We start from the raw sequence: 23557 nt of genomic DNA, 5'->3' as shown, positions 1-23557 counted from the left end.
GCGCCACATTGGATCGCGCCGACAACATAAGTCAAGCGAAGGTCCCTGAGCAACGGCTGGTGTAGTCTGCTGCGAGACGGTTATCTTGCCAATGCCGACTTGCATGAAAATATTGTTGGAACTGCGGCGCGTGAAGAAGGCGAATTGTATAAACTGCACTGTTTCATGCGGCAGTCCATCGATGCTGCGAGTCCGACGAACTGTGCTGCACCCTATCCGGCGGTGATTCGTTCGGCCATCGAGTCAAACCGTGAGAGTGATGGACTGTGCATCGATCTGTGTCAAGCCGTGACTGCTCGCAGTTCGGTAGCAGGTAGCGCCGCCAACTACTTGCGTATGGTATACAAACGCGACGCTACCCTCGTTGAATCCGCATGCCGCCCTTCGATTTACGCACGGTCATTCTGATGTCTTCGGTCATGCCGGGACTCATGGCAATCGCTCTGTTCTCGCTCGCCCGAGGCTTTCCTCAGAACATACGCGGAGTCCGTCACTGGGCTTCGGGTGCGCTAGTGGTCAGCATATCGGCGATCCTCCTCGCGTTGCGCGGCAGCGTATCTGGCTGGCTTTCGATCCTCGCAGGGAACTGCGGAATCATCCTTGGTACGGGGCTGGGTCTCGTTGGCTCACAGCTTTTCTTCGCGCGCCGACCGAGCTGGCGCCTCGTCGAACTGCTCCTCGCGATCGGCGCGACCGGCACGGCCTGGTTGTGGCTGGCCCATGACTCGGTCGTGGGTCGCACCGTTGACTGGTCTTCTGAACCGCCGGGCGCTCGCACTCGCGTTTGAAGATGAGCAGGAGCGGGCGAAGCGCAACGGAAGTGTATTGTCCATGCTCCTTATCGACCTCGACCACTTTAAACATGTGAATGACGAGCACGGGCACGATATGGGAGATCGCGTCCTGATCGATTTCGCGGGGCGCGCGAGCGGGGTCTTGCCGGAATCTGCCTATCTCGCTCGCTGGGGAGGGGAAGAGTTCGCCGTGTTGCTGCCGGCCCTTTCCCTGCAGAGCGCCTGCCGGCTGGCCGAGGCAATCCGCACGCGAATTTCCGAGCCAGCGCTCAAGGCACCCGTTCGCTGCACGTGTAGCGTGGGTGTAGCCTGCCTTGCCGCCGCCGAAGCGACGATCGAACAGCTCGCGCGTGATGCAGACAATGCGCTTTATCGCGCCAAGCATCTCGGCCGCAACCGCGTCGAGATATGCGACCGCGCGTTTGCCGCTTGACAAGTGCATGACCCAGACTTCGCCCAAGGACGAACTGGTGGCGGCGGTCATTGCAGCCGCGAATTCAGCGTATGCAGCCCAGACCCCAATCCCGATACCGCAAAGTACAACTTCGTATGCCGGTAGCCGTTCCATGCCAGCGTCCCGACCCGCTCGCCCTGCTTTACGCCATGGGTTGCGAGGGCCGTCGCCATCCGGCGCGCACGTTGCGCAAAGATCCCCGGTATGTGTAGCGATGAATGTCCCCTTCGGCCCGTCGCGACACGATTACCTGACTGCCGTGATGGCTTTCGACGTGCCTGAGCGTTTTTCCCTGTGCGGGTGCATGGAGCTCGCGCTCGCGGGTCAGGTTGCGGCCGGACACGCCTGCGCGCCAGCGGGACCGGTGACCTGCCCGTCCAGGCTCACGACCAGCTTTCCATCGGCTTCATGCACGGAAAATTTCGTCAGGCTCAAGCTGCCGGCGCCCGCTACGCAGCCGGTGCGCAGGTCAAAGCGCAGGCCGTGTGCCGGGCAGCGCAGAACGCACCCCTCGAGCTGCCCGCTCGCGAGCGATGCGCCGCTGTGAGGACAGGAGTTGTCGATCGCGTGGATCGTGCCATCGACGTTGATCAAGACAATGCTGCGACCGTCGACAAAAGCAAGCTTGCGCTCGCCGGGTGCGGGGTCGCCGGCAAGGCCAACAACTACTTGATGCGTCATCTGAAATAGACTCGCGAATCAGGGTTTCTGCGATTAGGCATTCACCGTAGCCCGTGGCGGGGTTCAGGTGGTCCACTTCGCCAAGGTCGACAAGGCCGCTGCCCCAGTCTTTCGCCATCTCCGACACACGCTCAAACTGTGAAAGCGGATCGTTTCGGCCGGCAGCGGCGTCTCAAGGTCGACCGGCGCGACGGCACCGCCCGGAAGCTGGACGACGACGCCGCGTTCGTGGCGTGGACGCGTTTGTTTGCAGCCTACTGGCCGCCAAACGGCTTCTTGACGCTCAGCCGGTTGGTCACGGACGTCACACCCGCAACGCCACGCGCGATCTCGGCAACCTTGTCGATCTGGGACGCGTCCACGACCGTGCCGTCGAGCGTCACCGCCCCGCTCCTGGCAACAACGCTGATGTCGCCCGCGTTGATCTCCTTGTGCTTGACGATCTCTGCGTAGACTTTCCTGCGCAGCACGCGATTGGCCTTGCGGATGTCCTTTGACGTCATGCCGCCGGAGGTGGCGACCGCGGCAACGTTCGACGTGCCACTCGCTTCACTCGCGCCCGGCTGCGCCCACGTGTGAACGGATGCCAACGCGATCAAGGCGGCGCCCGCAATCCTGATCACCTTCTTTGTCTTCATGGAATGCTCCAGTTTTTCAAGCGGATTGGTATCAGAAGCTATGGCGGATGCCGACCATCACCGCCGTGCTCGACCGGCCTTCTGGAACCGGTGCGCCATAGGTGATCGTCTGGCTCATGTTGCCGTGGTTGTCGACGTAGCCGACCTGCGTGTAGCCGAGGGTACGCTTGGACAGGTTGTACTCGGCGCCCAGCGCGTACTCGGCCGAGTGGTTGGCGCCTATATTGCGGTCATGCAGGTAATAGAAACCCGAGGTGATCTTGAAGACAGGACTGAACCTGTAGCCGAGTCCTCCGGAATACATCTCCAGGTTGAACCCTTTGGGCGCGCTCATATTCGAGGGATTGCGAGCACGGCTGTATGACGTCGAGACCGAGAAACCGTGGAAGGTGTACTGCCCGCCGAGATAGTAGAACTGGTTGTTGTTCAAGCCCGTTGAGGGCGCCGTAACGATCGTCGTGGGGCCTGTTTGTGTGAACGGGCTGGTATCGTGCCCGTTGTAATAGACAGCCGCCAGGTTAAGGCCGTAGTTTGAGTACTGCAACACGGCCGACTCACGTGTGCCGCCCTGGAATTGCCCAGGCACGCCGCCTGGCGCATATTCGAGCGCGAGCGACGCGCCGTAGAACTTCGGCGAGCGATAGACGATCGCGTTGTCATCGTAGAGCGCGCCAATTGGCCCGTTCGTGCTCAAGCCCTGCCAGCGCGCCGCCTGGTTCAGGCCGAGCCAGCCTGTCAGGATGGAGCCGAAGTACTGGGCGCTGCGAACGTCGGTGTCGGCCATCGCGTAGATCATCGGCACGATTTGACGGCCCGCATCGATCGAGCCGAGCGGGCCTGACAGGCCAATGGTCGTCTGCTGGTTGAACACCGCAGTCGCCCCCGGCGCGTCGGCCAGACCAGTTTTGCCATTGGCGGTGTTGAAAGATCCTTGCAACTTGAAGTTGACCTTATAGCCGCCGCCGATATCCTCGGTGCCCTTCAAACCCCAGATGCTCGAATAGATCCCACCGTCCTTGAGTTCGTAGACATGTCCAAGATTGGTTTTGGACTGAAAGTTCGAGGCGTTCGCGCTTTGATACAGGAACCCGGAATCGGCAACGCCGTAAAACGTAACCGATGATTGCGCGTGCGCCGCACTGGCGAACACGACAAGCGCTGCAGCGCCACTCCACTTCAACTTCATTGGGTCTCCGAATTAGTTTTGAAATTACCGGACCGTTCCGGCGGGCGTACTTCGGGGTCAGTTGAAACTTCTCAGTCAAATTGCTTGATGCTGCTGTCCGACGCAACGGCTTTCAGATCACCGCTCCGCCATTCGGGCTGATCACCTGCCCGACCAGATAGTGGTGATCGCCGGCCAGATGAACGACGGTGGCCGCGTATTCCTCGGGCGTGCCAAGGCGCCCCGACGGAACCATCTGCCAGAGCCGGTTGCGGGCCTCGTCGCCGATCGCGCCGAGGTACGCGTTGAACTCGGGCGTCGCCACCCCGCCTGGCGCCAGCACGTTGACGAAGACATTCGCGCCGGCCACCTCCGCTGCCAACGCCTTGCTGAACGCGACCACCGCGCCCTTGGTCGCGCTGTAGTGGGGACTGTGCGCGCTCATTGCGCTGATGCCTGCAATCGAGGCAACATTGACGATCCGCCCATAACGCTGGGGCTCCATCAGCTTGAGCGCCGCACGCGTGCAGTAGAAAACGCCATGCACGTTCACGCCCCAGTAGCGATGCCAGTCCTCGTCGCTCATGCCGCTGGTGAAGCCCAGCGACTGCCTCGGCACGGGCGTCGTGATGTACGCGTAGTGCTGGTTGCGGCGCTGGGCATCGGCAGGTCGATTCGGCACGAGGGCTGCGTTGTTGACGAGGACGTGAAGCGTGCCGAAGCGCTCGGTCACCTGCGAAAACATGCGTTGCACGTCGGCACTCGACGACACGTCGCAGCGCACCGCGAGACATTGCGCGCCCTCGGCCTCCACTGCGGCGCGCGTCGCCTCGAGAGTCCCAGTGTCGACATCGCAGATCGCAACACTCGCGCCTGCCCTGGCCAGCGCGACCGCGCATGCCCGGCCAAGGCCGGGGCCAACGCCCGTCACGAGCGCCACGCGCTGCGCCAGCAGGCCCGCGGCCGCATGATATTGCTCGGGAGCGCTATTCATGATTGGACCTCCTTCAGTTTTGAGGTTGTTGCTGTGATGACCCGACGCACGCCTTCTCCGCCCCCCTATCGCCGGGTGCCGCTCGTGAGCGGGCACACCGCGCGAGTGCAAGGAAGCACGGCAACGACGCGATGGCGAACAGGTCGGTCCCAAGCAGAACCCACGTCAGCGGCGTATGAACACCTGCCTTCGCGAGACGGTCGCTCTGCGCGCCGGCAACATAATTTCCGAGGGCGAACGCGAAAAGGTTGATAAGCGTCATCGTCAGCCCCGTGATCGTCGAGCGCATGCGCGTCGGCACATGGCCCTGGATCACGCTGATGGCCGGCCCATAGACCGCAAGCGGCAGGAAGGCGCCCGCGCACATGCCCGCATAGAACAACGGGGAGCCCGCGGGCGCGAACCGGTAAGCGATCATCAGCGGCGCGCATACGGCTACAAGCAACACCATGAAGCTAGCGTGGCCGCCGGCGAAGCGCCGTGCGCAACGGTCACCTCCCGCGCCGCCGACGAGGGCACCCAGCGTGCCGAACATGATCTGCACGGCGCCGATGAGGCGCGTGATTCCCGCCGGGTCAAGTCCCCGTTCCCTCACGAGCCATAGCTGAGCAAACGAGAGGCCGGAAAATATCAGGTGTACGAGGACGAACCCCGTGATCGCCAGCTGCAACGCGGGGCTGCCACGCACCACGCCCAGCATCTCGCGCAGTTGCCCGGCGAATGGCGTGCCACGCGCGGCGGCCGCGTGTTGCTCGCGCTCATCCTTGAGGAACGCGAGGGCCACTGCCAATAGCGCACCGATCACGCCAAGCCCGTGGAACGTCGCGCGCCAGCCATAGACGGCGCCGACGGTACCGGCCAGCACGAAGCTCGAACCGACGCCGAGCGGGATGCCGATGAAGAACAGGCCGAGCGCCGTGGCACGCCGGCGCGCTGAGAAGACCTCGGCAAGAATCCCAACTGCCGCTGGCACCAGGGCCGCTTCACCGGTCGCCACGAGCAGGCGGGCAGCTACCAGTTGCCCGAAGCTGTGAGCGGAGCCGGACGCCGCCGTACATACGCTCCAGATGATCAGTCCCGCCGCGATGACGCGTGTGCGGCTGAAGCGGTCGGCGCAGGCGCCCATGACAATGGCCATGACGGCATAGCTCAGGACCCATACGGCGCCCACGAGAAGCCCGTAGTGGGCGTTGCTGATGCCAAGTTCAGCAACGAGACTCGACGAGAAGCCGAGCAGGATGTTGCGGTCGATCTGCGCGAGGATATGCGTGACCAGCAATGTCGCCAGTACCGCACGAGGGTAGTTCTTCCATGCCATGCATGTCTCCATGAACCGCATCGCCGCAGCGGTGTCGTGTCACGTGCTTCATCAACTGGGTGTGTGGCTGCGAGGGGGCCAGCCCGCTTCACAGCCCTGTGTGCATTACGCCGCGATCTGGAAGCCGCGCTGGCCGGGGCGGCGATTCGGCCTGTAGCCCAGTGCGTCCAGGGTCTCGTCGACGCTGCCGTAGTGCTCACCGATCCGGTAGATACGGCGCGCGTCCTCGCCGCTCGCCACATCGCGGTGCAGTTCGCGGGCAACGCGGACCATCTGCTCGACCTGCTGCACCGAGGTCATGCGCTCGCCTGCCCTGCCCCAAAGGTTGTCCTCGATGCCGACGCGCACGTGCAGGCCCATCGCGATGGCCATCGTGTTGAGCGGCAGCACGTGGCGCATCAGGCTTTCGACGGTCAGCACGGTGTTTTGCGGGCAGCGGTTGATGAATTCCATCAGGTTGCGCGGGTTGGGGCCGTCGGCCCCGCCGCCGATGGCGACCCAGTTCAGCACCAGCGGACCGGTGTAGTGCCCGCGCCGGATCAGCCGCTCCACCGTCTCGAGCTGGCCGACGTCGCCGAGCATGAAGTGCGGCTGGATGCCGGCGGCCTGCAGGCGCTTCAGGTGCTCCTCGACGAACGCCGGGCCCGACGGGATCCACATTTCCTTGTAGGCCTGGAAGTAGGCGGGGTGGCCCATCGAAGTGTCACCGCAATCCTCGGCGGTGAGCAGTTCGGTGACGTTCATCTGGTTGGTGTTGATGGCGATGGTCACCTGGTCCGGCGTGGGCGTGAGCGCGGCCAGCATGTGGCGCGTGTCGTCGTTGAGCCACTTCGCGGCCTCACCTTCGCCTTCGGGCGCGAACGAGATCGAGCCGCCCACCTGCAGCACCATATCGGGCACCGCCTCGCGCAGGCGCGCGAGCATCTCGTTGAACTTCGACAGGCGCTTCGAGCCCTTGCCGTCTTCCTCGCGCACGTGCACATGGAGCACGGTCGCACCGGCGTTGTAGCAGTCGACGGCCTTCTGGATCTGGGCGTCCATGCTCACGGCGATGTCATCAGAGTCGCTCGGCAGGAACTGCGGGCCATAGGGCGCGACCTGGATCACGAGCTTTTCCTGGTTCTCGGGCAGGAGGGAGTCGTCAAGGAATTGCATGATGGTGTCCTTCTGGATTCGAATGTTGTTCGCTTGTGGTGGGTTTGTGCACAGCTCTCAGGTCGAATGCTGTTTACTTCTGGTGGGTTTGTGCGCGGCTCTCGTGTAATTTCGCTTCCTCAATCAGGATCGGAGCCGCCAGGCTCATTGTGTGGATCCCGAGCACGGAGACACACTGCAGCACGGCGGTGATTTCATCTTTCGTCGCGCCCAGTTCGAGCGCCTTGCGAATGTGGCGCCGCACGCCCGGTGCGTACATGTGCGTGCAGGAGGCGTCGACGGCAATCGCGATGAACTCGATCGTCTTCGCGTCGAGCGCGCCGGAGAGCATCGGCGCGGTGCCCATCGCCATGAACTTCTCCGTCCAGGCGGCATCGAGTTCCGCAAACGGCTCCCAGTTCGGGTTCCAGTTGCCGCTCGCACGCAGCGCATCGCAAATCGGCGTTGCCGTGGCGTCGTTCGTATTCATGGGAAGACTTCCTCGTTCCATATTCATTGTGTATAGAGACTTGCACCTCACGCCTTGGCGTGGCTGTGCGGGACATATATGGATTTTAGGAAGGCGGCTTCGGGAACGCTTGACTTTGCGGGCCAATTTATTAACATTAGGGGACAACACGGGAAGACCCTGATGCCGAAACTTGTCCGCAGTGCGAGCCTCACCCACTACGCAGAAATTGCCCGCGCGTCCGGGCTCGACCCCTTTCTCATGCTCGCAGAGGTCGGGTTGCCGGCTGACAGCCTGAGGAATGCCGACCTCAAGATTCCGGCCGAGAAGGTTGCGCTACTGCTCGAGCTGTCGGCTCAGGAGAGCGGGGTCGAAACGTTCGGGTTGCGCATGGCGGAGACACGCCGGGCGTCGAATCTCGGACCCCTTGCCCTCGCGGTGCGCGACGAGCCGACGCTGCGCCACGCGCTGAATGCCGCAGCGCGCTACAGCCACCTGCAGAACGAGGCGCTGTTCATCAGCGTCGAAGAAGAAGGGAACACGGCGATCATCCGGGAAGAACTGCTGGCGAGTGAAGGCGTGCCGGTGCGTCAGGGGGCCGAACTCGCGCTCGCGGTCATGTTCCGCCTGTTGCGCTTTTTCCTCGGCGACGAGTGGCACCCGAAGTCCGTCTGCTTCACGCACGGCCCGCCCTCCGATCGCACGGTCCATGCGAGGGTCTTCGGGCCGCACGTCGAGTTCGGCCACACGTTCACGGGTATCGTCTGTGATGCCAACGATCTCAAGCTGCCGCTGCCTTCGGCCGATCCCGTCATGGGCCAGTACGTACGCCAGTATCTCGGCAGCGAAGCGGTCGATCTCACGCTGTCCGATGACGTGCGCAAACTCGTCTTTCTGCTCCTGCCACAGGGTCGTAGCACGATCGACACGGTTGCGCGGCATCTGGGCATGAGCCGTCGCACGATGCACCGCCATCTCGCGGCGGAAGGCGTGACCTTTTCATCGATCCTGGAGGAGGTGCGCGGCGTACTGGCGCTGCGCTATCTGGAGCGGCGTGAGCGGCCATTTTCCGAAATCTCCGGCTTGCTGGGATTTTCGGAACCGAGCGCATTCACGCGTTGGTTCAGAACGCGGTTCGGACGCAGCCCGAGCCAGTTCGAGACGTCTGCGAAGCATCCGCGTGCGAAGCGGAGAACGGGCTAGCCATCGGCCGGTTACCGGCGTGAACGCGAGATCGTCGAGCCGCGCCCGCACCCAAGGCCGGGCGCGGCCCGGACCGCAGATTCAAGGTGGCGGCCTGCAAGCCGCCGCCCCCTACTTTTTCAGCGCAGGCAACGCGGACGGATCGAGCTTGTTGCCGGTCTCCTCGTTGTAGCGCCGCACATACTCCTCGGTGAGCTTGCGCACCGCGCGGCCGATCTTCCGGTAGTCCGACTCATTGAGGTTAGCAAGCGAGACTCGCCCTGACGGATGCGGCGTGCCAAAGCCCATGCCCGGCAGCAGCACCACGCGCGCCTCTTTGGCGAGACGGAACAGCAGTTCGTTGGGCTTCACCCGCTTGAGCAGCCAGTCAACGAAGTCGCGCCCGAAGCGCCTTTCGCCCATGTACTCCATGTCGAGGATCGTGTAGTAGTCGACCTGGTTCGGATCGCCCTCTTCGCAGGGAATGCCCATTTCCTCAAAGAGCGCGCGCTTGCGATGGCGGATCAGGCGCTTGAGCGCATTCTTGTACGCGTCGGGCGTATCCATGAGGGAGAACAGCACCATCTGCACCTGCTGCGCCGCCGCGCAAGCCCGTGCCGACATTAAAGGTTGTGTTCGCTCTTGAGGATTCCAAACGGATCGAACAGGAACACAGACGCTGAAGAGTACGTGTCGGCACCGCCGACTAGTGTCCCAATAAACGGGAGAAGATATTCGGGGTCCGGCCGTGCTATGACGTGTCATCAACTTCGGCCATAGACATAGACAGGATCATCGCCGCTGGTTAAACCTGTCTACGGCCCCCGCAAACTGAGTGAGGCGGCTTGCGCCGACCGCATCTCGTTAGATGCGCTTAACCGCACTGATTGGCAGTGTCACACTAATTTTGAATCCCCCTTCCTGAGTATTTGCGAATCTCGCGCTCCCGCCCAACTGCCTGACACGCTCCCCTATGCCAAGAAGGCCAAATGACTTCTCCTTTTTTGGCTCATCCGGATTAACGCCAATGCCGTCGTCTTCAACGTTAATCTTGCACTCGCCCCCCACAACCTCGATGCTGACGCAAACGCGGGTGGCGTGGGCGTGCCTGGCCACGTTAGTCAGGGCCTCCTGCACGATACGAAATATCGCGGTGGCGGCCGTCTCGTTGAACTCCAGGTCCCCGATATTCAGACGCGTTTGGACGTTGACCCGAAAGCGTCGGCTGAAGTCTTCAGCGAGCCACTCGACTGCGGGCACCAGCCCGAGGTCATCGAGCAGAGTCGGACGAAGATCAGCCGCGATGCGTCGGACCGCCGTCATCATTCCGTCGATCTGCGAAGCAAGCGCGTGAGCCTTCTTCGCGTGGTCCGGCATCAGCACTCCAGATTCAACCGCGCGCTCGTTTTCAGCAGCGTACAGCTTGAGCGCCGCCAGTTGCTGCCCGAGATCGTCGTGCAATTCCCGGGCAACGCGTGCCTTCTCGGCCTCGCGAGCACGTTCAGCGGCGGTAGCGATTTCCACTGCGCGCTCCAGCTCATTCAAGCGCCGGCGTTCGGTGAGATCGCGCGTGACCTTGCTGAAGCCCTGCAGCGTGCCGGAACTGTCCCGGATCGCCGAGATCACCACGTCCGCCCAGAAGCGGGAGCCGTCGCGCCTCACACGCCAGCCTTCGGACTGCGCCCGGCCTTCTGCTGCTGCCGTGGCAAGCAGCTGCTGCGGCAAACCAGCCGCCTGATCCTCGGGCGTATAGAAAACGGAGAAATGGTGGCCAAGGATCTCATCCGGTGCATACCCCTTGATTTTCCGCGCCCCGCTGTTCCAGGAAATGACGATACCAGCGGTGCTCAGCATGAAGATAGCGTAATCCTGTACGCTGTCGATCATCAACCGTAGCTTCTCTTCGCTCCGACGCAGTCTGGCCTCGTAGAGAAGACGTTCGGACGCATCCAGCGCAACGGCGGCGAACCCCGCCAGGTCGCCTTGACCATGACGCTGCGCGCTGACGACAACATTGGCCCAGAATCGGGCGCCGTCCTTGCGGACGTGCCAGCCCTCATAGCGGGTCTGCCCCTTCGACGCTGCGGAGAACACGGCGTCCATCGGCTGTGCCCCCTCAGCGAAATCAGGTGCAAAAAGGACGGTCAGCGGCTTGCCTACAATTTCCCCGGCGCCGTAACCTGTGACACGTTCCGCCGCGGTATTCCACGTTTCGATGCAGCCGTTGGAATCCAGCGTAAAGACTGCGAAATCCCCGTCGAGATCCAGCATTAGCTGGAATCGGTCCCGCGCGTTTTCCAACCCGCCCGATGTCGGTGCTTCGTCAGGATTTCCTGCACATTCTTCGCTGCTCATTGCTGCCTCCACTACCGGACACCGACGGGCCGATTCGAATTTTCTCGATACACGCAGGTCAGCAACCGGTGATAGACGGTCGCGCGGGATCAATCCATTATGCAACTGTCTCACAAACCCAGGCACCTCATGCTCACAAGCGCATGGCTGCAAGAGGAGGGAATCGTAGAGTGGTAAGTGCGGGCTCCGCCTTGAAGCCATTGATTCCGCACCATGCAAGAACGCAGCCGGGGTCAGAATTCGCCGTAGTGTCAAATTCGCAGTTCATGTAGACGCATGTCACCCTCAGCACGGTTCTCCGACACGTCGTCAGCTATGCGCAACGTCGCAGACAGCAGTCATGCAGGCTTGATATTCAACTGACTGATCAACTGACCGCGACGCGCTGGTTTCCGTTGTCCGTTCGGCTTCAGCTGGCCGCTGAACGTTGTACGAAGTGATTAACGAATGTGGCGCCGCGTCGCCGTGGCTGGGCACGGCAGGACCTTGCGTAGCCATGCTGCTCGCAGAGCGCGAGACTCAAGGTAATAGCACCTGCGCTCGCAAGGTAGCGTGCGTTGTGAGCCTTTTGGGCCGGTAGCCCTCAGAACCACCCAGGGCATATCAGCGCGACGAACAGGTACACAAACGTCGCGGCCGATAGCGCCGCGACACGCCATGCCACGGCGGTGTCCTCAAATGCGCTCGCATGGATCGACGAACACCACGCACAGCATCAGACTGCCCAGCCCGAGCGCAAACAGGATCGGCACCCAGACGACCAGATTCATGATGCGACTCCCCGTCTCTCAGTCTTGCGGCCGGGCGCTCCCCTGCGCTTTTTCGCACAGTGTTCACGCCTCTCCGGCAAGGTGAATAGGGTATAGGGCGGGGCAGATAAAAATTGCGTAAATCCGGAGGGAGTTTGTGCATAGGCGGGATATACGGCGACGCTGTGAGTCGCGATCGGGCGTTGCCTGACGCCACAACACGCTGAACTTTTGCACCATATTTACGGGCATCACTCTACGCTACTCGCAGAAGATCCACGGATCGATCATCGTGCTTCCGCCCTCACGCCATATTGCGGATTCCACTTTCCAACGAGAGCAATCGTGCTCAAAATACTGATTCCCATCTTTGACCGCCGCGGTGCTGCCGAGGCTGCGCGTCACAGCGCTTTCCTGTTCGCCGAGCACTGCGTTGCCGAAGTCGAAATCGTCGAGGTGCTCGAAGACGTCACGATCGAACGCACCAGTGCGTTCTGGTCGGAAGATGAGTTACGGGAAAAAAGCCAACGTTACCTGAGTCACGCACTGGGCGAAACCTGCGCAATTCTCGCCGATGCCGGGGTCCCGTACACCGCAAGCTATATGTGCGGCCCGTTCGTGCGAAGCGTGTCCCGATGCGTCGAGCGAGGCCATGCCGATATCGTCGTCGTCGACGCGAGTCATCTCGGCATGCTGAGCAAACTCGGCATGCTCGTGAAACTTTGGCGGCTTCGCACGACACCCGTCACGCTACTAAATTAAGGCGCCAGCCCTGGCCGAGTGCCAGGAATGCTTCCTCCGGGCCGTAACAGGACGACGACAGGCCATCGGCGCCCAGCCCTACCTAGGCCAGTAACGGCGTGACGGCTATCGCGTGCCGGGTGCGCGGGTCGAGTGGATCGAGCGGCGCGCCGGCGATAAGGCGCCAGACTTCGTGCAGGGTGGCCATGGCTCCTCCATGACAGAGGCAAACCATCAAATCATGATGCCAGAGTCAGTGCGTAAGGTTGGTAGGTGCCAATCCCGAAGGGGGTAATCGCCCCTCTTCTCATTCATGAGACTTACAACTTACCTTGCACAACGAAAGATGCTGCAGTGAAGGCGATGCGAAGGTATCGGATTGTGCTTTCAATCCTGCTATGGCCAAGCCCCGCCCGGAGATTCTTCGTTCGTTTGTAAATCAGGGTTGCCTTCGTACAGCACATCGAATGTGTGCCGTACGCTGTCGGATCAAGCCCCGCCGCATCCGCCCATCGACTCCCACCGCCCTCGGGTAAGAGGTGACCTGCCCGGCACTTCACATACGGTGGTGCCGATTGCGTTTCACAGGCCGAGTTTTCGTTCGCTCATCCACTTCACGATCGATGGATCGCGATGCGAGAAGAAACTGCTTTTACCCGTTTCCAGCATTGCGACGGCCTGCATGTCTGCCTCGGACAATTCGAAGTCGAAGACGGCCAGGTTTTCCAGCATGCGCTCCTTGCGCACCGATTTCGCGAGAGCGACGATACCTCGTTGAACCAGCCATCGAAGCACAACCTGCCCAACCGTTTTGCCGTAGCGCTGCGCAATGGCCACCAGGTGCTCGTTCTGAAAGAGGTTGTTTCGTCCTTCAGCAAAGGGCGCCCAAGCCTCCGGTTGCACGTCAAGCTCACGCATGAAATCGATGCTTTCAGCCTGCTGGTGGAAGGGGTTGACTTCGATCTGGTTGACGGCTGGCTTCACTTCATTGAACGCCGTGATGTCCATGAGGCGATCCGGCTGGAAGTTGCTCACTCCGATCGCACGCAGCTTGCCAGCGCGGTGCGCCTCCTCCATCGCTCGCCACGCCCCATGAACGTCCGAGAACGGCTGATGAATCAGAAACAGGTCGAGGTAATCAAGATCGAGTCGCCTCAGAGATTTGTCAATGGCCACGCGAGCGCGCTCATAACCAGCATCCTCGACCCACAGCTTGCTGGTGACGAACAGTTGGTCACGCGGTACTCCGCACCGTTTGAGACCTCGTCCGACGGCCTCTTCGTTCTTGTACGAGGCAGCCGTGTCGATCAGGCGATAGCCCGCCTGCACCGCGTCCAAGACGCATCGTTCACATTCCGCCTCGTCGGCGATCTGGAAGACGCCATACCCGACGATCGGCATCTTCATTCCATTGTTCAGGGTCACGTGCTGCATGGTCAGTCCTTGATGGGAGGGTCGATAGCGGCACGAGCTCTGCCGAAAATACGCCACATCGATAACAAGGGCAATTGCCCGATGTCCGTAACTTTATGCAAATCGGTTTCAAGTGAATAGGCGAATTAACCTTACATCAGTGTCAATTTTTAGTTGATACTGGTGGACCATGCGACGGTTCCACCCGCGCTTACTTGATCAGAAGAGTTCTCCATGTCCACCAATGACTTCAAGGCCATCGCGACGTTTGCCAGAGCCGTGGAACTCGGCAGTATCCGACAGGCTGCGCTGGCCCAAGGCGTAACGCCGCAGGCTGCCAGCCAGGCCATCGCACAGTTGGAACAGCATCTTGGAGTGCGCCTGTTACACCGGACGACGCGGAGTCTGGCCCTAACCCAGGAGGGCCAACGGTTCCTTGAGAACACACTGCCCGCCCTGGCGATGCTGGACAGAGCGCTAGCCTTGGCGCGAGAGTCCAAGGATGAGATTGCGGGACCGTTGCGGATCGTTGGGCCAAAATCGTCGTTCGCCGCAATCCTCATGCCGTTGCTCGACGAATTCTGCCGAGAGCACCCCGGTATCCAGCCGGATGTCCAGCTCGACGACGGTATCGGCAACTGGGTGCTGGATCGCGTCGATGTCGGGTTCCGGATCGGGGCGTCGCCCGGCGAGGGCCTGATTGGTCGACAACTCTTCCCGATCCAGATGATCGTGTGCGCGGCGCCCAGCTACCTAAAGGCGTACGGCACGCCATCGACACTCGATGAGTTGGCGGCGCATCGATGTAGCGTGTTCCGGCATTCTGCCACCGGCAAGGTAGCGCCCTGGTACTTGACCGTAGAAGGCAAGCTCGAACATCGGCAGATGTCCCCCGCGTTCGCGACGAACGACGCGGAACTGGAACTGCAAGCCGTACTTGCTGGGCAAGTCATGGGGCAGCTCGCGAGCTTTTCGGCGGCACCCTATATCCGTGCGGGACGACTGCAGCCGGTTCTCGTGAAGCACATGAGCGCGCACATCGGTTTGCACGTGTACTACGGCAGCCGCACGGCTCAGCCCAAACGTGTACGAGCATTCCTGGACCTCGCCCTCTCTCGTCTCCTTAACTGCAGCGACTATGTGCTTGCTGACAAAGAACTCGCCCAGTTTGAGTCGCGTTCTCGACGGTCCAGCCGCGTTCGCTAGTAGCTCTGGTTTATGAAGAACGAATCCGGCACTTTCAAATCGAACGGCCGTAGTCGACTGTGAACCCGTTGTTCGATGTGAGCGATCCGAAGTCTGACTTCATTCACCACATATACGGTACGCAATCTGGCCATACCAGCCCTCGCTGTTGCCGCTTCCAAAGTTGTGCTGATAGCCGCCGTGCCCGTACGGTTCTCCGTGTTTGCCCGCCGCGGCGGTTACCGCGTACGCCTCGCACACCATGCGTCGCACAAAGGCTTCATTGATTTGCCGCCGAACGAAGAACCTCCGCGCGGTGCAGTTGCCGCTCGGCCATACCAAGCTCGAAAGCACAGTTCGCTACCTCGGCATTGAGGTGGATGACGCTCTCCAAATGGCGGAGTAAACCGAAGTTTGAAGGTGAACTGGCCAGCGAGCAGACACTCGTCGGCCACAAGCGGCCAGTGGCCGCTCCCAATGTGCGGACGTTGAACTGTCAGCTCCGCACCCCGTAAGCTGCCCATGACATGACGTCAAAGCGAATGGCAGCAAGGGGGTACGGGCAACAATTACCTGATCCCAATCAACTTTTTGCCAGTTCGCCCTTACGCGCACTAAGCCTGACTGCCCCAGCTGGTTGTTGCTTGGGCACCGCATTCATCGTGCATAAATCCCGTCATAATTCAGGTAAAGAAAAGATTACGGGGTAATGATTCGATGGCGCAACGGGAACCTGCGCTGAGCACGGTTTACGCAGAATGGTGGACAAGGGTGGAGTGGTTCGGAGCGCTTATCCTGGTTTTCACCATGATCAAGGCAGCGGGGACGTGGCTCTTTGTGCGAGAGCTTCGCCGCAGGCAACGTGCGGAAGCTTTGATGGAGCGCATGGCGCATCGCGATTCGCTCACCGGACTGGAAAACCGCGGCACGTTCGATGAAGTTCTGGAAATGGAATGGAAACGCGCCCGGCGCGATGGAAAGCCGCTCTCCCTTCTGTTCATCGACATCGACAGGTTCAAAGCCTACAACGATCACTATGGTCATCAGGCCGGCGACGTCGCATTGAAAACGGTAGCTAGACAAATATCCAAGTGTATCGACAGACCAGGCGACCATGTCGCGCGATACGGTGGCGAGGAATTCGTCGTCGTATTGCCGGATACGGATACCGCTGGCGCGATCCTGATCGCGGAGAGAATCCGGACCGCAATTTTTGACCTGCATGTTTCGCATTCGCAAACGCCAACAGGGTTTCTAACGGTGAGCGTTGGAATATCTCCAAAAGCTATCGCGACAGTCACCTGTGCCGCCGACCTTCTGAAAACAGCCGATGCGGCGCTGTACGAGGCCAAAGGCCTGGGGCGCGACCGCGTGTGCGTGGTGCAACAGCCTGAAGCAGAGCTGACCTCTTGAAGCCCGCGCCTGTTGACCAACGAGTCGCCCCCCGCGCTTGCATTAGTGGGCAAAAAGTAAGAACGCTGCGGTATTTGAACCGGTGCAGCGGGCACGAGCGGGCCATGAAGCGACGGTCGCCACCCAGCGGCCAAAGGCCAGAGTTTGTCCAGACGCGACCATCGATGATTCCTATGATAGGCGCCACTGGCGCGGGAGCTCACCGTGAGAAACATCGACGCCGCGCAATAATGTAACCTCGCTGCCGCGTGATGTTGGGGCGATTCTCGTACCGAACGTTGATGCAAATCAAGCGCGCCCGGGTTGCCGTCCCGATAATTCTCGAAGGGGCACGGTGGGCGTCGGTAACTCCACGCGTGAGCCGTTACCTCGCATCAGTATTTCCCCTTTGAAAAGGAGTGCATGATGCAAATCTCACGCCGTCACTTCATTATTGTCGCCGCATCTCTCGCGTCAGCGTCCGTGCTCCAAACTGAGTCACGCGCGGCTTCCCCAGAAGTCTCTGAGAGCGACCCCACCGCCCAGGCCCTCGGCTACAAATCTGACGGCGCGACTGTCGACACCGCCAAGTACCCGAAGTATCAGGCAGGGCAAGCCTGCGCCAATTGTCAGTTCTATCAGGGCAAGTCAGGCGAGACGTCCGGACCTTGCACGGTGTTTGCTGGCAAACCGGTCAGTGCCAAGGGTTGGTGTAGCGCTTATGTGAAGAAGGCTTGAGCGGCGCTTTAGGGTGTGGATAGCGGACCTAAAATCCCAGTGGAGGGGAATGCAAAGGCAAGTCCACATCGCGCAAGCGATGCTCGACGCTGACGCGGTCATCAAAGCCATGTTGTTTTGGGCCACGCGGCGTGCCGAAGCGAAACCCGTGTCACCAGGACGCAGCCCACAAATATAGAAACAGTGTGTCGTTGGAACTTGCGTTGCGTCCGTTACCATCGTAGTTGGTGCTCGCGCCAAGGTATTTAGTGAAATGCGTGTACTGCAAGCCAATGCGAAGGTATTGCACCGGGATCCAGAAAATCTCGGGTGTCCAGCCCTGCGTATTCGGGGAAAAATTCGCGCTGCCGGCGTAAGCGACGCTGTCTGGACTGCCCGTCGTATTGAAAAAGGAAAGACTTATGCCGTATTTGTTCTGGTAGACGTACGACGCCTTAAGCCGCAGGCTGTTCAGATTCCCCGACGTGCTGTCGCCCAATACGAAATTGTTCGGGTCGTGGATGTTCTCTCTTACATAGAGCGCCTGTGCGGTGATCGTATGCGGGTCGAGGATGTACTCATACTGGGCGTCCGCGCCAATATCCCGATAGCGGGTTACGCCCTGTACGAATATCGGGAAAGAGTTTGCGTCGTTGGGATAGACGTCCACGTTTAACCCGAACGCGCCTAGCATGACACTATGCGGGCCCCAGTCGCGGGTAAAGGCGATTCGCGCGTAAGGGTTGTACCCGCGCAGATAGATCTGCGGGTGAGCGGGATCGCCCGCACTGTTGCCATGGCTCAGGAAGGACCAGATGCCATCGGCCGTTTTGTACGCCGTCAATTCCGCGTAGATCGTCTTGTTCCAGTACAGGTAGCCACCCATGCCTACGACCTGTTGGGCCAATGCCCCATCGATGATCGGCAGGTTCTGGATGCGAGCGACCGGGCTAATGGTCGAAGAAATGTAGGGATAGCTCCATGCAGGGGCGCTATTCCAGACGTCCTGCACGGTCGGATTGTTATGCAGGGTCAGGCCGAGTATCAGGTCGCTGGCGTCCCCGATGATGCTGTCCACAAAACGGAAGTCGGTGTTGTCCGATCCCCACCGCCCCTCCCACTTGCCGTCACCGTTCTGGTGATCGTAATTCGAGTACGTGAACTGGGCGAATCCGCCGATATGATCGGTAATCTTCCCCGCGAGGAAAATACTGGCCGAATCGAACATCGGAAGGCCGTTTTTGGGATTGATGGGCATCCCGTTGGAGTCGAGGTTGTTTCTGGTGTTACTCAGATCGACAGTGGCCATTGCGGCCAGCGGAATCGTGCGTTGGCCAAGGGTATAGCCATTCAACTTGAACCAGCGACCATAGGGTGTCAGTTCAGGAAATTGTCCGCCCGCGTGACACGCCACGCAACTTTGTCCCGTCTGTCGCGCGAATATCGGCAACGCGTGGGCTGCAGAGGCCTGGAACAGGCAAAGCGCCGCCAGTACAGCGATGCAGGCGCGACGGAACAGGCCCCAGGATGTTCGGTCGTGCGCAAGCGCGGGCGTCATGATCGTTTCTCCGTCTGCGGTGTCGCACCGCGTCGCACTTTTCCTTAAGGAAACCTTAAGACTATAGACAGCGAAGGTGAGTCATTTGGCCACGAATGAATCTTGCTGCGCCTTGCCAGTGACGCATTGACCGAGATCAACTGACGGACGGAACAGCTCGTTTGGAGTCCGCCGATCCGCAAAGCGGGGGAAAACTCATCTGGATTGCAGATAGACGGCCACGGCCCTGGCCTGTTCGTCATTCAGGGTGTGCGCCACTGCGCTCATCACGGGCGCATTGCCACGCGTGCCATTTTTGAAAACTTCGATCTGATGCAACAGATATTCCTTGTGCTGCCCGGCCAGCCGCGGGAATGTGCCAGCTCCCTGAGCCTCGGCGCCATGGCATGTCGCGCAAGCCGGCACGCCCTTATCCGGCACGCCGTGCTCGAAGATCTCCTGCCCCTTGGCGGTCAAGCCGGCATCTCCAGTCGCGCCTCGTGTTGCCGGCTGGTGGGAAAAATAGTCGGCCAGTGATTTGACCGCGGCGTCATCCAGCAGTGCAGCCATGCCCCACATGTAATCGCGGGCTGTGTTTTCGCCACGCGCGTGCTCGCGGAATCCCTTCAACTGGGCTTCAATGTATTCGGGCGTCTGCGCATTGAGCTTGGGAAACATCGGCGATTCGCTACGCCCGCCCACACCGTGGCAGCCGGAACAAATCTGCATGGCAATGCGGGCGCCGTCCTCGCTCTGTGCGAGGGCTGGCGTCAACGTGAGGCCGGCGGCGGCAAGCAACGCGATCACGGGCAGTCGTGTACCGAGGATCATTTATTATCTGCGTTGTCTTCAAGTCGAACGGATGGAAGATGTCAACCTGTCCGGTCAGCGTAGGATATTTTAGGACTCGACACAAAGGGAAAGTCAAAGGCGGACACGTTGTCCCGCACACGCGACCGGTGCAGGTACGTGGCCTCAGGCAGCGGCGCCTGAGTGCGAATCCCAATGATTTCGATCACGATCAAGGTGGTGAGCGAAGCGCTTTGGCATGACACACCCCTCCAAACAGGCTCAGCCTGTTCGTTTTCGCGGTGCAGCAGAAACTGCCCGACCGTCTCGTGTGCGCTCGGCGGACAGCCGTGACCATCGGCGGACGCCAAGCATATTACGCGATTGCCCGGTTCGGCCGAGCATCAGCCGGCTGGTGGGGGTAGAGCAAATGGCCGTTATACCTTTGTAACCGGGTGGTGGGACTTCGCCCGGTCGGAGAGCAGTTCAGGGTCGGCTGCGGCCGACCGCATCGGGCAGCGTTCGGCCATCTACAGTCAACTCCCACGTGTCTATGGCGACGTTCGAGCGTGGCTTGAGATCGAACAGAGGGCTTTCACGCATTCCGTGTATTCGTCACGTCTTGGCCGAGCTGCAGCCAATTGCCGTGATTCAAATGGGCAGGAGCAGCTTCAAGCTGGCGCCAATCAATACAACGCCCAGCAAGACACGAATTTGACGAGCCGATAGCCAACGGCTGCCTAGCCTAGGATGCTTCTCCCATCTGCGGTATCACGCAGTCATATTTTTCACACGTAGTCAGGAATGCATATCAAGTGTTGTTAAATAGTGGTAAATGAACAAACAGGCTCAAGAGGGACGTATTATGTCGAATTTCGGGGCGCCTCATTAGCCCGATCGGCCTGCGTTTGTCGGCCAAGGCTAACGACCGTTTTTACAAAAAAATACAGTGGTCAAGGTCCCATCTAGTGCTGCCGAGCAGAGTCGTTCGCCCGCCGCTTTTGCAGGCGCGTGATGGGTCCCGTAGCGTGGGTTCGTGACGTCACAGACATGGCAGGCGCCGTCGAAATCGTGTGGCAGAGGCGCGTCATCCCTCGCCCGCTAGGGCATTGCTTATCGGAACCCGCACCTGCTGCATGAGAGGCTGCAGGCCGTGATCGCGCAAGAGCCGGTTGACGTGGGAATACGAATAGCAGACGCCAAACTCGCGCTGTATGAAGCTGCGCACCAGTTCGGTTGTCCAGCAATCCTCTGCCAGTCCCTGAAGCTTTGGCACTTGCCTGATTGCACTGATCAGCCGGTCAATGCCGTCAGAGGGGAGTTGCTGGCGACGACCGACGTCACCGAGCCTCAACAACGCTTCCGGACCGCCTTCCATGAAGACTTGATGGTAACGCCGCGCCGTCGTGCGACTCAGGCCAAGTTCCGTCGCAACGCACGCGATACCCATGCCGGACGCGAGCATTTCCGCCGCCCGCGCGCGGCGATCCGACCACGGAGGGCTGGGAATCTTGCCGTTTGCACTCATGGATCATTCTCTCACTGTATATTTGGTCTGGTGACTGGCCGCAAACTTCCCCCATTATCCAGAGTAAGCCGTAGCGGGCCACGGAGGCAAAAACTGGTTTCGCATGACGAATAATGTGAATCCGTTACGGTTTGCACGGGCAGTCGGTCTACGGCCGGCACAGCACGGGTTAATTTCTGCGAGCGCAACGCGCGACGAGCCAAACCTTCTAAACGCGAGGCCGTGAGGTCGATTCTGCCAGCGTGGCCCCGCATTTATGCAGCGATTGGCTACTTGCGTCCAATGCGGTTGAACATGCGTCGATCCAAATCTGGCAGCGCGAAAGCGGCGCGTGCTGGCTCGCCTCACCGATTGCGTTAAGTGAGCGCATCAATTGCGGGGCCGGCCCTTGGCGTGCACCCCCGCGCGATCTGCCTGAAGGCGCTTCAGGCGGTCGCACAGATCCGCAACCTGCCGCTCCAAAATCAAGTCGCCAAGGCGTGCATCCAATATCGCACTGAGCCTGGATTTCCAGTACGCGGGGTCATCGACTGACACGCGGGCGCAAAGGTGTGCACGTGTATGCTCAAGGACAGAAATGGCAGCCTCGATGTGCGACAGTTCACGTTCCAGTTCAGTGTAAGCTTTCATGCTCATCTATACCTCACAGCGATTGGATGTTAACGAATTCCGGCGGCCGCCTGTCGACGATATTCGGAGTCAATCTCAAGTAGCAGCGCAACGGAAGGCTCCGCCATCGCTGTCGCGTTGCCACGAAGATAATTGCGGCGGCCTCTGTCCAGAATCTCACCGACCACGGCCCGAATGGCCGCGGCCCGCCGCGAGCCAACGCCAGCGAGCGCAGCAAGGCGGCCGTCTCGTGACGCGACTTCGAGCCCTTTTAGCGTATGGATGCCGAGCACGTCACGGATGCGCGCGTCGAGCGCGGGCCCTATTCCCGGTATGCACTGAAAGCCCTCGCCGGACCTTACCCCGGCACGCAGCCGCCGCAACTCCTGCCAGTTCCCTGTGATCAGCATCTCCTCAATCGCCCCCGCAATTCCAGGACCGATATGCGGAAGTGCATCAAGCGCCTGCGTCCCGCCGGTGTCAAACAGCTCGCGCACGCCGCCTTCCAGTTCGCCAATCGTTCGCGCCGCTGCGCGATACGCGTTGGCGCGCCAGCGAATCGTGCCCTCGGCCCCCAGGAGTTGCGCGGCCTCTGCCAGGCAGAAGGCGATGTGCTCGTTGTCGCTATGAGGACGAAATCGTTCGGAGACCACGCTATATTCAGCCCTGGTGGGTCCAGTTCGCCCGCGCTACCGCTTCGCCGTCCCGGTATTCGATCGAAAGCTCACCATGGTGCGCCCGCAGCATGGCCGAACCCAGCCTGCGCAGCATGTGCGGACCGGAAGTTGTGACGCGCACGCCGCGAGGTTCAACGTTGATGCCGGTGATGCGCTCCATCGGGTGGCACTCTTTTTCGTGCTGCGCCTCGTTCGACAGGAACGAAATAATCTGGGCGAGATGTTTGTGCAGGTAGCCGCACGAGTCTAGCCACAGTTCCCCCGCTGGCGCATGCTCGAGAATCCTTCGGCAGGCCGGGCACAGTAGCTGGCGCGTCACCCGCGCAGTGGCGCTCCAGATCCATCGGCCGCTTTCGTAGACGGCTCCGCATTCGCGGCAGCCAGTACCGTTCATCACACGCAAAGGCATGCGATGGCTGTCTTCACTGTGCGAGTGCATGCTCTTTTCGCGCGGCGCGCCCGCCGTCGCCCGGTCATTGCCGTTTGGATTCATATCATATGAATACTGCAGAATCAGGTTATGAAAAGTACTTCGTACTCCTTTTCGATTGGCGAGCTACACGTGAAGAGGTGTCTGCACGCTACCCGTGCGCTCGCGGTTTTGCCCGCCGCGCAAGAGCACGATGTCCCGGTCCGTCACGATCCCTACCATGCGCTCCTGCCGCCCGAAATCGGTCACGATCAGCGTGCCCACGTGTTGCTCTGCCATCTGCTTTGCTGCCTCCTTCAGATTGCACGACATCGGAATGTGCACTGTCCCGTGGCTATGGCATTCCTCGACCTTCATGAATTCACCTCCTGCTGTCTGCGAGTGTGAATAGGCTGCCGTGCTTAACGGCCAGCAAACCATCCGTTCTGTATTTTCCCGTTCTGGGGGCCGACACATCCCGCGATCAGAAAATCATCATGCGCTCGCGCATCCAGACTATTGATTTCGATCAACGGCATAAGGACCGGCCTCAATCCACACAGGGCGTTTGCAAACGCCATATTTTCTGGCAGTACTTCATGCGAAACGACGAAACTACCGGCTGCG

Annotated in this window: 24 protein-coding genes and 5 pseudogenes; 9 read left to right on the top strand and 20 right to left on the bottom strand. The window is 60.5% G+C overall.

Annotated features, from left to right (window positions below):
* Positions 1 to 45: 45 nt before the first annotated feature.
* The 3 genes from U5A52_RS43350 to U5A52_RS31550 are packed head-to-tail and all read left to right on the top strand — an operon-like array spanning position 46 to position 1227.
* Positions 46 to 408, top strand: coding sequence for a hypothetical protein (locus U5A52_RS43350; RefSeq protein ID WP_415774082.1), 363 nt, complete (start codon positions 46 to 48; stop codon positions 406 to 408).
* Complete coding sequence (locus tag U5A52_RS31555; RefSeq protein ID WP_321937871.1) at positions 375 to 788, top strand: hypothetical protein; 414 nt, start codon at positions 375 to 377, stop codon at positions 786 to 788. Before U5A52_RS43350 ends, U5A52_RS31555 begins: the two co-directional genes overlap by 34 nt.
* The gene (locus U5A52_RS31550) at positions 721 to 1227 is read left to right on the top strand and encodes a GGDEF domain-containing protein (protein WP_321937723.1); all 507 of its coding nucleotides are present in this window, start codon (positions 721 to 723) and stop codon (positions 1225 to 1227) included. Before U5A52_RS31555 ends, U5A52_RS31550 begins: the two co-directional genes overlap by 68 nt.
* A 53-nt stretch (positions 1228 to 1280) precedes the next feature.
* Here the strand turns inward: U5A52_RS31550 and U5A52_RS31545 are convergent.
* From U5A52_RS31545 to U5A52_RS31505, 9 genes and pseudogenes are all read right to left on the bottom strand, one after another.
* Positions 1281 to 1576 (bottom strand): annotated as a pseudogene (locus U5A52_RS31545) (AMP-binding protein); the annotation flags it as partial.
* Positions 1573 to 1929, bottom strand: a complete 357-nt coding sequence (locus tag U5A52_RS31540) for a Rieske (2Fe-2S) protein (protein WP_321937721.1) — start codon at positions 1927 to 1929, stop codon at positions 1573 to 1575. The pseudogene U5A52_RS31545 and the gene U5A52_RS31540, both read right to left, overlap by 4 nt.
* 4 nt (positions 1930 to 1933) lie before the next feature.
* Positions 1934 to 2092 (bottom strand): annotated as a pseudogene (locus tag U5A52_RS31535) (alpha/beta hydrolase); the annotation flags it as partial.
* A gap of 91 nt (positions 2093 to 2183) precedes the next feature.
* Positions 2184 to 2567, bottom strand: a complete 384-nt coding sequence (locus tag U5A52_RS31530) for a BON domain-containing protein (protein WP_321937720.1) — start codon at positions 2565 to 2567, stop codon at positions 2184 to 2186.
* A 31-nt stretch (positions 2568 to 2598) separates the two neighbouring features.
* Entirely contained in the window at positions 2599 to 3753 is a 1155-nt protein-coding gene (locus U5A52_RS31525; RefSeq protein ID WP_321937718.1) for a porin, read from the bottom strand.
* Between the two features lie 112 nt (positions 3754 to 3865).
* Positions 3866 to 4726: an SDR family oxidoreductase gene (locus U5A52_RS31520; RefSeq protein ID WP_321937715.1), complete on the bottom strand. Its 861-nt coding sequence runs from the start codon at positions 4724 to 4726 to the stop codon at positions 3866 to 3868.
* Between the two features lie 13 nt (positions 4727 to 4739).
* Positions 4740 to 6044 carry an MFS transporter gene (locus tag U5A52_RS31515; protein ID WP_321937713.1) on the bottom strand — a complete coding sequence of 435 codons (1305 nt, stop codon included), beginning with the start codon at positions 6042 to 6044 and terminating at the stop codon, positions 4740 to 4742.
* A gap of 105 nt (positions 6045 to 6149) precedes the next feature.
* The gene (locus U5A52_RS31510; RefSeq protein ID WP_321937711.1) at positions 6150 to 7199 is read right to left on the bottom strand and encodes a 3-keto-5-aminohexanoate cleavage protein; all 1050 of its coding nucleotides are present in this window, start codon (positions 7197 to 7199) and stop codon (positions 6150 to 6152) included.
* A gap of 73 nt (positions 7200 to 7272) precedes the next feature.
* The gene (locus U5A52_RS31505) at positions 7273 to 7668 is read right to left on the bottom strand and encodes a carboxymuconolactone decarboxylase family protein (RefSeq protein WP_321937709.1); all 396 of its coding nucleotides are present in this window, start codon (positions 7666 to 7668) and stop codon (positions 7273 to 7275) included.
* A gap of 162 nt (positions 7669 to 7830) precedes the next feature.
* Here U5A52_RS31505 and U5A52_RS31500 point away from each other — a divergent pair, with 162 nt between their 5' ends.
* The gene (locus U5A52_RS31500; protein ID WP_321937707.1) at positions 7831 to 8850 is read left to right on the top strand and encodes an AraC family transcriptional regulator; all 1020 of its coding nucleotides are present in this window, start codon (positions 7831 to 7833) and stop codon (positions 8848 to 8850) included.
* Positions 8851 to 8961: 111 nt separating this feature from the next.
* Here the strand turns inward: U5A52_RS31500 and U5A52_RS31495 are convergent.
* Both U5A52_RS31495 and U5A52_RS31490 read right to left on the bottom strand, forming a co-directional pair.
* Positions 8962 to 9429 (bottom strand): annotated as a pseudogene (locus U5A52_RS31495) (bifunctional aspartate transaminase/aspartate 4-decarboxylase); the annotation flags it as partial.
* A 264-nt stretch (positions 9430 to 9693) separates the two neighbouring features.
* Positions 9694 to 11184: a PAS domain-containing sensor histidine kinase gene (locus U5A52_RS31490; protein ID WP_321937706.1), complete on the bottom strand. Its 1491-nt coding sequence runs from the start codon at positions 11182 to 11184 to the stop codon at positions 9694 to 9696.
* 1094 nt (positions 11185 to 12278) lie between these two features.
* Here U5A52_RS31490 and U5A52_RS31485 point away from each other — a divergent pair.
* A complete protein-coding gene (locus U5A52_RS31485) occupies positions 12279 to 12695 on the top strand; it encodes a universal stress protein (protein WP_321937704.1) in 417 nt (138 codons plus the stop codon).
* A gap of 299 nt (positions 12696 to 12994) precedes the next feature.
* Here U5A52_RS31485 and U5A52_RS31480 read toward each other — a convergent pair.
* Positions 12995 to 13189, bottom strand: a pseudogene (locus U5A52_RS31480) (hypothetical protein); the annotation flags it as partial.
* A gap of 67 nt (positions 13190 to 13256) precedes the next feature.
* The gene (locus U5A52_RS31475) at positions 13257 to 14108 is read right to left on the bottom strand and encodes an aldo/keto reductase (RefSeq protein WP_321937702.1); all 852 of its coding nucleotides are present in this window, start codon (positions 14106 to 14108) and stop codon (positions 13257 to 13259) included.
* A 213-nt stretch (positions 14109 to 14321) separates the two neighbouring features.
* Here U5A52_RS31475 and U5A52_RS31470 point away from each other — a divergent pair, with 213 nt between their 5' ends.
* The 4 genes and pseudogenes from U5A52_RS31470 to U5A52_RS31455 all read left to right on the top strand — a co-directional run bounded on the left by U5A52_RS31470 (position 14322) and on the right by U5A52_RS31455 (position 17402).
* On the top strand, positions 14322 to 15293 hold the full coding sequence (locus U5A52_RS31470) for a LysR family transcriptional regulator (protein ID WP_321937700.1): 972 nt from the start codon (positions 14322 to 14324) through the stop codon (positions 15291 to 15293).
* 220 nt (positions 15294 to 15513) lie between these two features.
* Positions 15514 to 15678 (top strand): annotated as a pseudogene (locus tag U5A52_RS31465) (integrase); the annotation flags it as partial.
* 401 nt (positions 15679 to 16079) lie between these two features.
* Positions 16080 to 16685 carry a GGDEF domain-containing protein gene (locus tag U5A52_RS31460; protein ID WP_321937699.1) on the top strand — a complete coding sequence of 202 codons (606 nt, stop codon included), beginning with the start codon at positions 16080 to 16082 and terminating at the stop codon, positions 16683 to 16685.
* A gap of 405 nt (positions 16686 to 17090) precedes the next feature.
* Complete coding sequence (locus tag U5A52_RS31455; protein WP_321937865.1) at positions 17091 to 17402, top strand: high-potential iron-sulfur protein; 312 nt, start codon at positions 17091 to 17093, stop codon at positions 17400 to 17402.
* A 151-nt stretch (positions 17403 to 17553) separates the two neighbouring features.
* Here the strand turns inward: U5A52_RS31455 and U5A52_RS31450 are convergent, their stop codons facing one another.
* The 7 genes from U5A52_RS31450 to U5A52_RS31420 form a co-directional block, all read right to left on the bottom strand.
* Positions 17554 to 18939, bottom strand: coding sequence for a cytochrome C (locus U5A52_RS31450; protein WP_321937697.1), 1386 nt, complete (start codon positions 18937 to 18939; stop codon positions 17554 to 17556).
* 195 nt (positions 18940 to 19134) lie between these two features.
* A complete protein-coding gene (locus U5A52_RS31445; RefSeq protein ID WP_321937695.1) occupies positions 19135 to 19749 on the bottom strand; it encodes a c-type cytochrome in 615 nt (204 codons plus the stop codon).
* Between the two features lie 1045 nt (positions 19750 to 20794).
* Positions 20795 to 21235: a helix-turn-helix domain-containing protein gene (locus U5A52_RS31440; RefSeq protein WP_321937693.1), complete on the bottom strand. Its 441-nt coding sequence runs from the start codon at positions 21233 to 21235 to the stop codon at positions 20795 to 20797.
* Between the two features lie 369 nt (positions 21236 to 21604).
* On the bottom strand, positions 21605 to 21865 hold the full coding sequence (locus U5A52_RS31435; RefSeq protein WP_321937692.1) for a hypothetical protein: 261 nt from the start codon (positions 21863 to 21865) through the stop codon (positions 21605 to 21607).
* Positions 21866 to 21894: 29 nt separating this feature from the next.
* Positions 21895 to 22497: a helix-hairpin-helix domain-containing protein gene (locus U5A52_RS31430; RefSeq protein WP_321937689.1), complete on the bottom strand. Its 603-nt coding sequence runs from the start codon at positions 22495 to 22497 to the stop codon at positions 21895 to 21897.
* A gap of 7 nt (positions 22498 to 22504) precedes the next feature.
* Positions 22505 to 23014 carry a BCAM0308 family protein gene (locus U5A52_RS31425; protein ID WP_321937688.1) on the bottom strand — a complete coding sequence of 170 codons (510 nt, stop codon included), beginning with the start codon at positions 23012 to 23014 and terminating at the stop codon, positions 22505 to 22507.
* A gap of 63 nt (positions 23015 to 23077) precedes the next feature.
* On the bottom strand, positions 23078 to 23308 hold the full coding sequence (locus U5A52_RS31420; RefSeq protein ID WP_321937687.1) for a CBS domain-containing protein: 231 nt from the start codon (positions 23306 to 23308) through the stop codon (positions 23078 to 23080).
* Between the last annotated feature and the right edge of the window lie 249 nt (positions 23309 to 23557).

The organism is Paraburkholderia sp. J8-2 (assembly GCF_905220195.1).
Lineage (GTDB): Bacteria > Pseudomonadota > Gammaproteobacteria > Burkholderiales > Burkholderiaceae > Paraburkholderia.
Note: the sequence above shows the minus strand (reverse complement) of the source record. Positions and strands in the feature narration are given on the sequence as shown.